At 74.8% G+C, this 12,705-nt stretch carries 13 protein-coding genes; 6 read left to right on the top strand and 7 right to left on the bottom strand.

Translation table 11 applies throughout. From position 1 onward, the window contains the following. The coding region (locus tag CWIS_RS19270) for an aminotransferase class V-fold PLP-dependent enzyme (RefSeq protein ID WP_048342392.1) at positions 1–351 on the top strand (351 nt) is incomplete at its 5' end. Positions 352–365: 14 nt separating this feature from the next. Here the strand turns inward: CWIS_RS19270 and CWIS_RS06005 are convergent. Further along, positions 366–827: a DUF2867 domain-containing protein gene (locus CWIS_RS06005; protein ID WP_048342347.1), complete on the bottom strand. Its 462-nt coding sequence runs from the start codon at positions 825–827 to the stop codon at positions 366–368. Positions 828–951: 124 nt separating this feature from the next. Between CWIS_RS06005 and CWIS_RS06010 the strand changes: the two genes are divergently transcribed. Beyond that, entirely contained in the window at positions 952–1,488 is a 537-nt protein-coding gene (locus CWIS_RS06010; RefSeq protein WP_048342348.1) for a TetR/AcrR family transcriptional regulator, read from the top strand. Between the two features lie 10 nt (positions 1,489–1,498). On the opposite strand, the gene CWIS_RS06015 is transcribed toward CWIS_RS06010, so the two are convergent. Next, entirely contained in the window at positions 1,499–2,086 is a 588-nt protein-coding gene (locus CWIS_RS06015; RefSeq protein ID WP_048342349.1) for a pentapeptide repeat-containing protein, read from the bottom strand. Between the two features lie 170 nt (positions 2,087–2,256). On the opposite strand from CWIS_RS06015, the gene CWIS_RS19830 reads away from it, so the two are divergent. Beyond that, positions 2,257–3,498 (top strand): GNAT family N-acetyltransferase, encoded by a 1,242-nt coding sequence (locus CWIS_RS19830; RefSeq protein WP_369796496.1) that lies wholly within the window; start codon positions 2,257–2,259, stop codon positions 3,496–3,498. Between the two features lie 203 nt (positions 3,499–3,701). Here CWIS_RS19830 and CWIS_RS06030 read toward each other — a convergent pair whose 3' ends face one another. Genes CWIS_RS06030 through CWIS_RS06040 form a run of 3 tightly spaced genes read right to left on the bottom strand, consistent with a single transcriptional unit; the run spans position 3,702 to position 7,307 of the window. Beyond that, complete coding sequence (locus CWIS_RS06030) at positions 3,702–4,589, bottom strand: MaoC/PaaZ C-terminal domain-containing protein (protein WP_048342350.1); 888 nt, start codon at positions 4,587–4,589, stop codon at positions 3,702–3,704. After that, on the bottom strand, positions 4,586–5,980 hold the full coding sequence (locus tag CWIS_RS06035) for a 3-oxoacyl-ACP reductase (RefSeq protein WP_048342351.1): 1,395 nt from the start codon (positions 5,978–5,980) through the stop codon (positions 4,586–4,588). The genes CWIS_RS06030 and CWIS_RS06035 overlap by 4 nt, the downstream gene beginning before the upstream one ends. A gap of 1 nt (position 5,981) precedes the next feature. Next, the gene (locus tag CWIS_RS06040) at positions 5,982–7,307 is read right to left on the bottom strand and encodes an acetyl-CoA C-acetyltransferase (protein ID WP_048342352.1); all 1,326 of its coding nucleotides are present in this window, start codon (positions 7,305–7,307) and stop codon (positions 5,982–5,984) included. Positions 7,308–7,417: 110 nt separating this feature from the next. Here CWIS_RS06040 and CWIS_RS06050 point away from each other — a divergent pair, with 110 nt between their 5' ends. From CWIS_RS06050 to CWIS_RS06060, 3 genes are all read left to right on the top strand, one after another. Beyond that, positions 7,418–8,323: a TetR/AcrR family transcriptional regulator gene (locus CWIS_RS06050; RefSeq protein WP_231583681.1), complete on the top strand. Its 906-nt coding sequence runs from the start codon at positions 7,418–7,420 to the stop codon at positions 8,321–8,323. A 13-nt stretch (positions 8,324–8,336) separates the two neighbouring features. Beyond that, on the top strand, positions 8,337–10,409 hold the full coding sequence (locus tag CWIS_RS06055; RefSeq protein WP_048342355.1) for an acyl-CoA dehydrogenase: 2,073 nt from the start codon (positions 8,337–8,339) through the stop codon (positions 10,407–10,409). Positions 10,410–10,518: 109 nt separating this feature from the next. Beyond that, positions 10,519–10,755: a lipopolysaccharide assembly protein LapA domain-containing protein gene (locus tag CWIS_RS06060; protein WP_048342356.1), complete on the top strand. Its 237-nt coding sequence runs from the start codon at positions 10,519–10,521 to the stop codon at positions 10,753–10,755. A 12-nt stretch (positions 10,756–10,767) separates the two neighbouring features. Here CWIS_RS06060 and CWIS_RS17495 read toward each other — a convergent pair whose 3' ends face one another. Next, positions 10,768–11,664, bottom strand: a complete 897-nt coding sequence (locus tag CWIS_RS17495) for a DUF2599 domain-containing protein (RefSeq protein WP_156186572.1) — start codon at positions 11,662–11,664, stop codon at positions 10,768–10,770. A gap of 60 nt (positions 11,665–11,724) precedes the next feature. Then, positions 11,725–12,609, bottom strand: a complete 885-nt coding sequence (locus CWIS_RS06070; protein ID WP_048342357.1) for a hypothetical protein — start codon at positions 12,607–12,609, stop codon at positions 11,725–11,727. Positions 12,610–12,705: the final 96 nt, after the last annotated feature.

Raw genomic sequence — 12,705 nt, forward strand, 5'->3', positions numbered from 1 at the left:
GTCACGTTCACGGTCGCCGACCACAACCCGGGCCTGGTCGCGGCCTACCTCGCGGCCGAGCACGGCATCGGCGTGCGCGACGGCCGGTTCTGCGCGCACCCGCTGCTCTCCCGGCTCGGCGCGTCCGAGGGCGCGATCCGTGCGTCGGTCGGTGTGGGGACGCCGAGCGAGGCCGTGGACCGGCTGGTCGGCGCGCTGCACGCGTACGTCGCCGACGGTCCCCGCTCGCGCTACGAGGTGGTCGACGGGTGCTGGGCGGTGGTCGACGACACGCGTCCGCTGATCGAGGTGCACGGCCTGGACCACCTGGCTGCCACGGCGGCGGCCGCCTGCGGACCCGCGCTGGACTGAGCGGGCCGCTGCGGTCAGCGCGCGAGCACGTGCGCCGCGCGGTTCAGCATGCTGCGCACGACGACGGGGTGCAGCGCACGCACGGGCAGGAAGTAGAGCCGGCCGCGGCGGTTGTGCAGCCGCACGTTCGTCGTGACCGCGACGAGGCCCGCGTGAGCGTCGACCGCGACGCCGCACCGGAAGTCGAGGTGCCGGTCGTCGGCGACGATCAAGGCCTCGCCGCACGACGCGTCACCGGCCACCTCGTCGACCGCGAACGTCGAACGCGGCGCGCGGGGGACGCCGAGCAGCGGGACGAGGAGCTGCCGCAGGCCGAGCGCGGCGCGCACCCAGCCGGGCATCGTGCGCAGCGAGAAGGTCGCGTCGGCCCAGGCGCGCGGGTCGGTGGGGGCGCCCGCGGGGAGCCGGATGATCGTCGTGTCGGCGTAGTCCGGCGGGAAGTCCCGCAGCGCGAGCGACCAGCGAGTGCCTGTCATCGTCGTCCCCCGTCCTGTCTGCCGAGCCCGGCCGGCCCACACCCGTCCGGCGGGTCGTCGGGCTCAGGTGACACGGCGTCCGTACGGCGCCGTATGGAAGCGACCGTACGGTAGCGTACGGATTATGGTCAAGGCCTCGACGACCAGGCAGGCGTGGGTCGACGCCGCCTACACGACGTTCCGGGACGACGGCCTCGCCGCCGTGCGCGTCGAACCCCTCGCGCGCGCGCTCGGAGCGACGAAGGGCTCTTTCTACTGGCACTTCGCCGACCGCGCCGAGCTCGTCTCGGCGGTCGTCGCGCGCTGGGAGGAGGAGCGCACCGACGCCACCATCGCGCTCGCGCAGACCGGCGGCGACGCCCGCCAGCGGGTCGAGGCGCTGTTCTCAACCGTCGCGCACCAGCGCCACGACTCCGCGACGCTCTACGTCCAGGCCGCCGCGGAGGGCGTCGGCGACGCCGTGGCTCGCGTGTCGCAGCGGCGCGTGGACTACCTCGCCGACCTGCTCGTCGAGCTCGGGCAAGCGCCCGACGAGGCGCGCCGTCGGTCGTTCGTCGCGCTCGCGACCGTCGTCGGGGTCGGCCAGCTCGCCGCGGTCGGGATCGGCCCTGACGACCCGGACGCGCTGACCGCGACCGCCCTGGCCATGGTGCTCGCCTGACGGCGTGCGCTCAGCGCACCCGCAGGCCGAGGTGCTCGGCGAGCGCCGGTGCGAGCTCGACCAGCTGCTCCGTGCTGACGGTCGCGCCCGCGAGGCCCGCGACCCCGTCGAGGTGCTGCAGGTCCCGGATGCCGCGCACGTCCGCCTCCTTGAGCGTCGCCCCGGTGACGTCCAGACGCCGCACGCGGCAGTCCTCGAACGTCAGGTGCGTCGCGCGCACGCGCGCCAGGTCGAGCTCGTCGATCACCACACCCGTGAACCGCACGTGCTCGAGCGTCGAGTCGCGCAGGTTGAGGTAGTCGACCTTCCCGCCGACGACGTGCACGCGCGTCCACCGCACCGCGTACGCCTGGACCGCGCCGAGCCGGCAGTCGTGCAGTGTCCCGTCCTGCCAGGCCGAGCCCGCGATCCGCAGCGTGGCGGAGCGCACGCCCGCCCACGACGTGTCGACGAGGCGGGCGTGCGAGAGGTCCGTGTCGTCGAGCGTGCACTGCTCGAACGCGCAGTCGAGGAACCGTGCCTCGCTCGCGTCCTGCCCGTCGAACCGCTCGCCGCGCAGGGTCAGGCCGTCGTAGTCCCCACCGGGCTCCAGCAGCATGCGCCTACCCTGCCACCACCCGCCGACGCGCCGCGAGCGTCCCACGGGCGTCCCGCAGGGCTGTCCCGCCAAGCGTCCCGCCGAGCCGCCCGTAGCGCCGTCCGCAGAGCCGCGCGCCGAGCGGGGAAATCGTGCGGGCCCGGTGCGCCGGGCGTGGCACGATCGCGCCCGTGCAGCACGACCTCACCCTCGTCGGCCCCGGAGTCCGCCTCGTCCCGCTGGGACCCGAGCACGCCGCCGCGCTCGTGGCGTTCGTCGACGACCGCGTGTGGCGCGGCATGACGACGCCCACGCCGCGCGACGAGGCCGACATGCTCGCCGACGTGACCCGCGCGCTCGAGACGCCCGGCCGGTACGCGTTCGCGGTGCTCGACGACGCGAGCGGCGCCGTGCTGGGCTCGACGTCGCTCTACGACGTGGACCGGCGCCTGGGCCGGCTCGAGGTGGGGCACACGTTCTACGACCCCGCGGTGTGGGGCACGCACGTCAACCCCGCGTGCAAGCTCACGCTGCTCACGCACGCGTTCGAGGCGTGGGGCGTGCACCGGGTGGCGCTGCGGGTGGACGCGCGCAACGCGCGCTCGCTCGCGGCGGTCGCGCGGCTCGGCGCGATCGAGGAGGGCCGGCTGCGCGGCCACCGCGTGGCGCCGGACGGCTCGCGCGGCGACTCGGTGTACTTCTCGATCCTCGCCGACGAGTGGCCCGCGGCGCGGGCGATGCTGCGGACGCGTCTGGGCCTCGACGGCACGTCCGACGAGCGTGCGGGGTCCGACGAGCGCACCGGGTTCGACGAGCGCACGGGGTTCGACGAGCGCACCGGGTTCGACGAGCGCACGGGGTTCGACGAGCCTGCGGACGTCGACGGGAGCGCGCGGGTCGGCGACGGCGCGCACGACGAGCGGTCGCACGTCGTGCTGATCGGTGGCCGCTCGGGCGTCGGCAAGACGAGCGTCGCGCACGCGCTCCACGCGCAGCTCGCGGGCGCCGACGTGCGGCACGCCGTGATCGAGGGCGACTACCTGGACCTCGCGCACCCCGCGCCGCACGTCGACCGCCTCGCGGAGCGCAACCTGCGCGCGGTGTGGTCGGCGTACCGGGATCTCGGCTACCGCCGCCTCGTCTACACGAACACCGTGAGCCCGCAGTACGCCGACGACCTCGCGGCCGCGATGGGCGACGCCCCGCGTGTGACCGCGGTGCTCCTCACGGCCGACGACGCCACGGCCCGCGACCGCCTCGCGCAGCGCGAGAGCGGCGCCGAGCTCGACGCGCACGTCGCGCGCAGCGACGCCGCCGCACGCGCGCTCGAGCGCGGCTGCCCGCCCTCGGTGCACCGCGTCGCCACCATCGGCCGCACGCCCGACGAGATCGCCCGCGGCATCGCTGCGCTGGCCGGCTGGCTGCCCGCCTAGTCCGCGTCGACCCCGTGGTTGCTCCGGCTTCGGACCCGGATACCCGGAGCAACGACTGGGTCGTGGTGGGGGAGTCGGACGAGCCTGTGGTTGCTCCGGGCTCGGCCGGGGGGGCCGGAGTGATGACTGGGTCGTGGTGGGGGAGGCGGGCGAGCCTGTGGTTGCTCCGGCCTCGGGGGCGGGGGGCCGGAGCACGCACTGGGTCAGGGGACGGGGACGACCGAGCCGAGGGCGTGGGGCTTGCCCGTGCGGGGGTGCCAAGCCGCCATCGTGAACGACGAGCCGTCCGCGGTCCGGCGGGTCGCGGTGGCGACGGTCGCCGGCAGCAGGATCGGCTTGACGAAGTCCACGTGCCAGACGAACGCGTCGCCGCGGGCCGGGCCCACGTCGGCGAGCAGCCGCGACGCGGTGTACATCCCGTGCGCGATCGCCTTGTCGTACCCGAGCGCCTTGGCCGTGAGCGCGGACAGGTGGATCGGGTTGCGGTCGCCGGAGACCGCGGCGTACCGGCGGCCGGTGTCGGCGGCGAGCCGCCACTGCCCGGTCGGCAGCGGCGCCACGAACGGCGCGCGCTCGTCGTCGTCCGGCACCAGACCGCCGAGCCGCACGCCCTTGGCGAGGTACGTGGACGTGCCGCGCCAGACGAGCTCGTCGTCGGACGTGACCTCGACGACGAGGTCCACCTGCGTGCCGGTGCGGTGGGGCCGCAACCCGTGCGCGCTCGCGACCACGTCGAGCGTCTCGTCGTACCGGACCGGCCGGTGCTGCTCGACGACGTTCGCGAGGTGCACCATCCCGGCCAGCGGCAGCGGGAAGTCCGCGCGCGCCATGAGCGCGATCGCGACGGGGAACGCGAGCACGTGGACGAACCCCGCGGGCAGGGTGTCGGTCGCGCTCTCGCCGACGAGGCGCTGGAACGCCGTCAGGTGCTCGAGCGTGGGGCGCACGCCGCGCACGCGGTAGGCGACGTCCGGCAGTGACGTGGGCGCGTTGCCGGTCCGACGGGCGAGCGCGAGCCGCCCGGAGGCGCCCGCGCCGCGCACGTACAGCCCGCCGAGCCCGGGGACGGCGGGCAGCTCGACGAGCGTCATGCGCCGACCACGTGCTGGCCGCACACCCGCAACGTGCGCCCGACGATCCCCCCGGCCTGCGGCGAGGACAGGAACGCGACGGCCTCGGCGACGTCGACCGGCTGCCCGCCCTGCTGCAGCGAGTTCATCTGCCGGGCGACCTGGCGCGCGAGCGCGGGCATCTTGGCGGTCATCTCCGTCTCGATGAACCCGGGCGCGACCGCGTTCGCGGTGCCGTCGAACGGCTCGAGCAGCGGTGCGGTCGCGCGGACCATGCCGATCACCCCGCCCTTGGTCGCGGCGTAGTTGGCCTGCCCGCGGTTGCCCGCGAGCCCCGTGGTCGAGGAGATCGAGACGATGCGCGGCGCGTCGGTGAAGTCGCCCGAGGTCAGCAGGGCCTCGTTGATCGCGAGCTGCGCGGCGATGTTCACGGCGATCACCGCGTCCCACTGCGCGTCGGTCATGTTGGCGAACAGCTTGTCGCGCGTGATGCCTGCGTTGTGCACGACGACGTCGAGCCGCCCGTGCCGTGCGAGCGCGTGCTCGAGGATCGTGGCGCCCGCGTCGTCGGCGGTGATGTCGAGCTGCAGCGCGGTGCCGCGGATCCCGTTGGCGACCGCCGCGAGCTGCTCGCCCGCGGCGGGGACGTCGACCGCGACGACCGTCGCGCCGTCCCGCGCGAGCGTGCGGGCGATCGCCGCGCCGATCCCGCGAGCCGCGCCGGTCACCACCGCGACGCGTCCGGCGAGCGGGGCGTCCCAGTCGGTCGGCAGCGCACCGGCCTGCGAGTCGACGGCCAAGAGCTGGCCGTGCACGAACGCCGAGCGCGTGGACAGCAGGAAACGCAGCGCCCCGACGACCGAGGCCGCGGTGACGGGCACGCCGTCGGCCAGGACGATCCCGTTGGCCGTGCTGCCGCCCCGCGACTCCTTGGCGATCGTGCGCACCACGGCGTCGATCCCCTGACGGGCGGCGGCCACGGCGGGAGCCGCGTCGTCGGCCGAGCGGGGGATCGTCACGACCCGCCCGCCGCGCGCGAGCTTCTTGAACGTGCTCGCCGCGGCGAGCAGCGGGGCGTGCAGGTCGGACGGGTGGTCGACCTCGGTGAGCACGACGACGACCGCGGCGTACCGCTCGTCGGGCACCGGGTGCCGGTAGACGTCCAGGCCCCAGCCGTCGAGGACCTCGTCGCCCGACGCGTCGGGCGTGGCCGAGGGTGCCGACGGCGAGCCGGACAGGAGCGCCGCGATCGCATCCGCGTCCGCGTCGGGACCCGTGCCGGAGCCCAGGACCAGGACCTTGCCGTCGACGAGCGGCTGCCCGGGTGCCCAGCGCCGCAGCGGTGCCGCGGGCGAGAAGCCGAGGACCCCGGAGAGCTTGGCGGACAGCGTCGTCGTGATCGGGTTCGCCATGTCAGGCCGCCTCGAGGATCGCGGTGAGACCGAGCCCGCCGGCCGCACAGATGGACACCAGGGCGCGCGGCGTGCCGCCGTCGCGCTGCTTGCGCAGGTGGAGCTCCTTGGCGATGGTCGCCACGATCCGCCCACCCGTCGCGGCGAACGGGTGGCCCGCGGCGAGCGACGATCCGTGCACGTTGAGCCGGGCGCGGTCGACGGTCCCGAATGCGCCGTCCAGGCCCAGGCGCTCGCGGCCGAACTCGGGCGACTCCCACGCGGCGAGCGTGGACAGCACCGTCGCGGCGAACGCCTCGTGGATCTCGACGTAGGCGAAGTCGTCCAGCGCGAGGCCGTGGCGTGCGAGCAGGCGCGGGACCGCGAACGCGGGCGCCATGAGCAGGCCGTCCTCGCCGTGCACGAAGTCGACCGCGCCGGCCTCGGCGTCGACGACGGCGGCCAGCGGCGTGAGCCCGTGGCTCGCAGCCCACTCGTCGGAGCCGAGCAGCACGGTCGAGGCGCCGTCGGTGAGCGGCGTCGAGTTGCCGGCGGTCATGGTCGCCTCGGCGTCCAGGCGGGTGCCGAACGTCGGGCGCAGCGACGCGAGCTTCTCGAGCGAGCTGTCCTTGCGCAGGTTCCCGTCGATCGTCTGGCCGCGGTACGGCGTGACGAGGTCGTCGAAGAACCCGGCGTCCCACGCGGCCGCGAGCCGCTGGTGGGACGCGAGCGCGAGCTCGTCCTGCGCCTCGCGCGTGATGCCCCACTGCGCGGTGGTCAGCGCCTGGTGCTCGCCCATCGACAGGTGCGTGCGCGGCTCGCTCGTCGACGGCGCGACGGGCGCGAGGTCCTTGGGCCGGATGCGGCCGAGCGCCGCGAGCTTCTGGGCGGCGGTCTTGGCGCGCGACAGGTCGAGCAGCGCGCGGCGCAGGCGGTCCGTCACGACGATCGGGGCGTCGGACGTCGAGTCGACGCCGCCCGAGATCGCGGACTCGAGCTGGCCGAGGCGGATCTTGTTCGACAGGCCGACGAGCGTCTCGAGCCCGGTCGCGCACGCCTGCTGGACGTCGTACGCGGGCGTCGTCGCCGCGAGCGACGAGCCCAGCACGGCCTCCCGCGCGAGGTTGAAGTCGCGGCTGTGCTTGAGCACCGCGCCCGCGGCGACCTCGCCGATGCGTTCGCCCTGCAGCCCGTAGCGGGCGACGAGCCCTTCGAGCGCGGCGGTGAGCATGTCCTGGTTCGAGGCGTGGGCGTAGGCGCCGCCCGAGCGGGCGAACGGGATCCGGTTGCCGCCGAGGACCAGGGCGCGGCGCGGCGCGCTCGTGGGGGCTGTCTTCTTGAGTGCCATCTGCGTGGCGCTCCTCTCGCGTCGTCGCGATCAGCGTCGGACCCGCAGGTCCAGGGACGTTCGTCCCGAAGTGGTGTCCAGAACCCACAGTACCTGATACCTTCAGTTTCGTGAGCCCGATCACACGTGGCCCGTCGACGACGACGGCCACCACCGGCAACGCCGCCGCGACCAGCGCCGGCGCACCCCACGCTGCGCGCGACCTACGACGTGACGAGGCTCGCCGCGACGAGCCCCGACGCGACGACCCCCGACGCGACGACCCCCGACGCGACGACCCCCGACGCGACGACCCGTTCGTCGTCGACGGCCGCTCCGCACGCTGGGCGGACCACCGCGAGGCCCGCCGCGCCGAACTCGTCCGCGTCGCGCGTCGCACGGTCCACCACAAGGGTCCCGACGTCTCCATGGAGGAGATCGCGACGGCCGCCGGCACGTCGAAGTCGATCGTCTACCGCTACTTCTCGGACAAGACCGGGCTGCAGATCGCGGTCGCCGAGGCCGTCGTGCTGCAGATCCAGGGCGCGCTCGAGGGCGTGCTGCGCGTCGCGCCCACGCCGCGCGACGGCCTGCGCGCGATGGTCGCGGTCTACCTCGAGATGATCGAGTCCTCGCCGAACGTGTACGCGTTCGTGACGCGCGACGGCTCGGTCGAGTCCGGCGGTCCGCTCGGCCACTTCCTCGACTCGGTCACGCACCTGGTCGCGCTGCCGTTCGCGCGCGAGCTGGGAGAGCACGACGCGCCCGCGCCCACGGTGGCGCACGACGACATGGCGCACGACGAGGCCGCCGACGCCGCGAGGGCCGCGCGCGACTCGCTCGCCGAGGTGTGGGCCGCCGGGGCCGTGGGCTTCGTGCGCGGCTCGGGCGAGTGGTGGATGGCGCACCGCGGCGAGCCCGGCACGCCCGACCGCGCCACCTTGACCGCACAGGTCGCCGCCTGGCTCTGGGCCGGCCCGGTCGGCCTGCTCGCCCGTGAACGCACCAGCACGCGTACCGCGTGGGAGATCCGATGACCCGGGAGACCCGATGACCACCACCACCGCGACCGACCAGCGCGGCCACGAAGGCCGTTCGCCCGCCCTGTCCGTGCACGAGGACCCGCGCATCGACGTCGCTGCGCTGACCGACCAGCTGCTCGGCCCCTACGCGCAGCTGCGCCGGGAGGCCCGCGCGGTCGCCGGCAGCCCCGAGTTCCACAAGATCGAGGGTCTGCCGCTCGCCGAGCACCGCGAGCGCGTCCTGCACCAGCTGCGCGAGCTCGTCGCGAAGCACGACGTGCTGCGCGCGTTCCCCACCCGGCTGGGCGGCGCCGACGACCACGGCGGCAGCCTGTCGCGGTTCGAGGAGCTCGTCGCGGGTGACCCGTCGCTGCAGATCAAGGCCGGCGTGCAGTGGGGCCTGTTCGCGAGCGCGATCCTGCACCTGGGCACCGAGCACCACCACGACGCGTTCCTGCCGGACGCGATGTCGGTCGAGGTGCCCGGCGCGTTCGCGATGACGGAGACGGGGCACGGCTCGGACGTCGCGTCGATCGGCACGACCGCCGAGTACGACCGCGAGACGCAGGAGTTCGTCATCCACACGCCGTTCCGTGCGGCGTGGAAGGAGTACCTCGGCAACGCGGCCCTGCACGGCACCGCGGCCGTCGTGTTCGCCCAGCTCGTCACGGCGCCCGAGGGCGGTCAGCGCGTCAACCACGGCGTGCACGCGTTCTACGTCCCGATCCGCAACCCCGCCACGGGCGAGTTCCTGCCGGGCGTCGGCGGCGAGGACGACGGCCTCAAGGGCGGCCTCAACGGCATCGACAACGGCCGCCTGCACTTCGACCACGTGCGCGTCCCGCGGACCAACCTGCTCAACCGGTACGGCGACGTCGCCCCCGACGGCACGTACTCCTCGCCCATCACGAGCCCCGGCCGGCGGTTCTTCACCATGCTCGGCACGCTCGTGCAGGGCCGCGTCTCGCTCGACGGTGCCGCGGTCAACGCGAGCAAGCTCGCGCTCGCGATCGCGGTCCGCTACGCCAACGAGCGCCGCCAGTTCGCCGGTGCGGGCGAGGACGAGGTCGTCCTGCTCGACTACCAGCGCCACCAGCGCCGTCTGCTCCCGCTGATCGCCCAGACGTACGCGTCGACGTTCGCGCACGAGGAGCTGCTCGCCGCGTTCGACGAGGTCTTCTCCGGCCGGGGTGACACGCCCGAGGGTCGCGAGGACCTCGAGACGCTCGCCGCCGCGCTCAAGCCCACCTCGACGTGGAACGCGATGACGACGATCCAGGAGTGCCGCGAGGCGTGCGGCGGGGCGGGCTTCATCGCCGAGAACCGCCTCGTCGGGCTGCACCAGGACCTGGACGTCTACGTGACGTTCGAGGGCGACAACACCGTCCTCTACCAGCTCGTCGGCAAGCGCCTGCTGGGTGACTACGCCAAGGCCCTCAAGGCCGGTGGCGCGGGCGACGTCGCGCGGTTCGTCGCCGACCGTGCCGTGCACCGCACGCCGCTCGTGCGCGCGGTCCAGACCATCGCCGACGTGGGCGACGCGCGTCGCTCCGCGGGCCAGCTGCGCGACGCCGAGACGCAGCGCGAGCTGCTCACCGACCGCGTCGAGGTCATGGTCGCCGAGCTCGCGGCCGCGCTGCGCCCTGCCGGCAAGCTCCCGCCCGCCGAGGCCGCCGCGCTCGTCAACGCCCACCAGCACGAGCTCATCGAGGCCGCCCAGGCGCACGCCGAGCGCGTGCAGTGGGAGGCCTTCACGCGCGGCGTGCAGGCGGCCACGGACCCCGGCACCAAGCAGGTCCTGACGTGGCTGCGCGACCTGTTCGGGCTCACGCTCGTCGAGCGGCACCTCGCGTGGTACCTCGTCAACGGTCGGCTCTCGGCCGGCCGTGCGCGCACGGTGTCGTCGTACATCGACCGTCTTCTGGTGCGGCTGCGGCCGCACGCGCAGGACCTGGTCGACGCGTTCGGCTTCGGTCCCGAGCACCTGCGCGCGCCGATCGCGTCGGGCGCCGAGGCCGAGCGGCAGCAGGAGGCGCGGGCGTACTACCGCGCGGAGCGCGCCGCCGGACGCCTGCCCGTCCCGGAGAAGCACCTGCGCTGAGGGCCGACGCGGGCCGCCCGGGCCCGCGTCCGCCCTGGCAGGTCAGGCGCCACCGCGGCAGGATGGCCGCAGGGGGCGGCGTGCGACCGCCCGGACCACTGGAGGTCCGATGTCCGCGGGACAGCAACCGGTCGAGAGCAAGCCCGTCCCCTGGCGCCCGATCCTGGGGCTCATCGTGCTCGCGGCGGCGCTCGTGCTGATCTTCCAGAACGCCGACGAGTACCCCGTCCACCTGTTCTGGACGTCCGTGACGATGCCGCTGTGGATCCTGCTGGCGATCACGTTCGTGCTCGGGGTGGTCGTCGGCTGGATGCTCAAGACGCGACGCGCGCGGCGCAACCGCTGACCGGTTCCCGGCTCAGGTCGGGTTGCACCGGGTCGCGATCATCTCGAACGGGTCCACGTCGGGACGCCACGGCTCGAGGTTCCACGTGGCCTTCGAACGTGCGCCGAGCTGGTGGCACGCGAGCTGCGCGAGCATGCTCGCCGAGCCGGCCTCGGCGTCCGCCGCCTCGAGCTGGGCGGCCGCGAGCTCCTCGGCCGCGTGGCCGCCCGCGCGGGTCCAGTCGGCGGGCGTGACCGCGAGCGAGCGCCCGCCCTCACGCTCGCCCCAGGCCAGGTCGAGGATCGCGCGCGCGGTGAACCACAGGCCCGTCGGCTGGGCCCGCGCGGTCAGGACTGCCGCATCGCCGTGCGCCTCGAGCCGGCCTGACGGGTCCGCCCGCAGCCCCGCGACCGGGACGTCGCCGTCGAGCACGAGCGCGGTGCCGTCGGGCAGCACGTCGAGGCGCAACGGAGCGGGCGCGGCGACGACGAGGGACGTCCCGGCTCCGTCCGTCGTGTCACGCTCGGCAGCGTTGCTGTGCGCCGCCGTGGGTACCGCGGTAGGCACTGCGGCGAGAGCGGCAGTGGGGCCACCGGTCGGTGCTGCGGCGAGGTCCACCCGGACGCTGCCGTCCTCGAGCGCGCGTGGCGTGCTCGGTGCGAGCACCAGCACCGTCACGCCCTGCGACGTGATCGGCACGCCGTCGCGCAGCGCCGCGGCGGCGAGGTCAGGCTCCGCGTCCGGGGTGCCGGGTGACGACGCACCTGCCGACGGCTCGGCGGTCGAGGCGCCGGTGCTCGGGTCACGCGACGTCGACGGGCGGTCCGTGCCGGGTGCGCACCCGCTCGCCGTGACCGCGACGGCGAGCCCGATGCCGAGCAGCCCGACGACGAGCGTGCGCCCCGTCACGGAGCGGGCTGCGGCGGGCATGGCCCGACCGTAGCCCGCCCGGGCGGCCCGGAGCTCGACCAGCGAGCTCCGGGCGCGCACTCAGCTGCGGTGGGCGGGCAGGTGCCGGCGGCGGACGTGGATCATGCGCAGGGTGATGCCCGCGACCAGCGCGGTGAGCGCGAACGCGAACCCGGGCAGCAGCGAGTCGGAGCCGGTCACGGCGAGCGGGGGCTCGTCCTCGCCCTCGACGAGGACCTCGGAGTCGATGCTCGGGGTCGGCGTCGGCTCGGGGCCGGCGACCTCACCCTCGTCGTCCCCCGGGGTCGTGGGCTCGGGCGACGGGGCCGGCGTCTCCTCGTCGGACGGCACGGGGGGCACGGCCGGCGTCGTCGTGGGCTGGGGAGCGGGCGTCGACTCGACGGGCTCGGGTGCCGGGGGCGGGGTCTGCGACGGCTCGGGCTCGGGCGACCGCGTCGGCTCCGGGCTGGGCTCCTGCGTGGGCGGCGGCGTCGGCGTCACGGTCGGTGTGGGCGACGGCTCGGGCTCGGGCGACTCCGAGGGGGACGGGCTCGGCGTGGGGTACGGGTTCGGCTTCGGCTTGCACGTCGTGTTGCAGACGGGCTTCTGGCCGCCCTCGCCGAAGTGCTCGTCGTACCCGCTCACCTGCACCCACGTGATGCACGAACCCTGGGGGACGCCGACGAGCTCCCACCGCACCGTGCTCTTCCCGACGAGCGCGGCGCTCGACCGGCCGGGCTCGATGTGGATGTTGGCCGAGCCGTCACGGCCGTGCTTGGTGTAGCGCACGTTGACGTGGTCGTGGACGTCGAACGTGTCACCGACGGGGAGCGTGAGAGCCTCGGGGGAGACGTCGTAGGGGATGGGCGCGTCCGAGCCGCCGGCCGTGGCGCTCGCGGAGCTCGCGAGCAGCAGGAGGCCGGACAGGGCGGGGACGGCAACGGCGGCGACGGCGCGGCGGAGCATCAGACCTCGAATCCTCGACAAAACGGGCTAAACGGGCATCCAGCCGCGCCAGACCTTAGGGCTGATCAGGCAAAACGCACAATTGCCTCACCGGCG

The sequence above is a fragment of the Cellulomonas sp. A375-1 genome, assembly GCF_001040865.1.
Lineage (GTDB): Bacteria > Actinomycetota > Actinomycetes > Actinomycetales > Cellulomonadaceae > Cellulomonas > Cellulomonas gelida.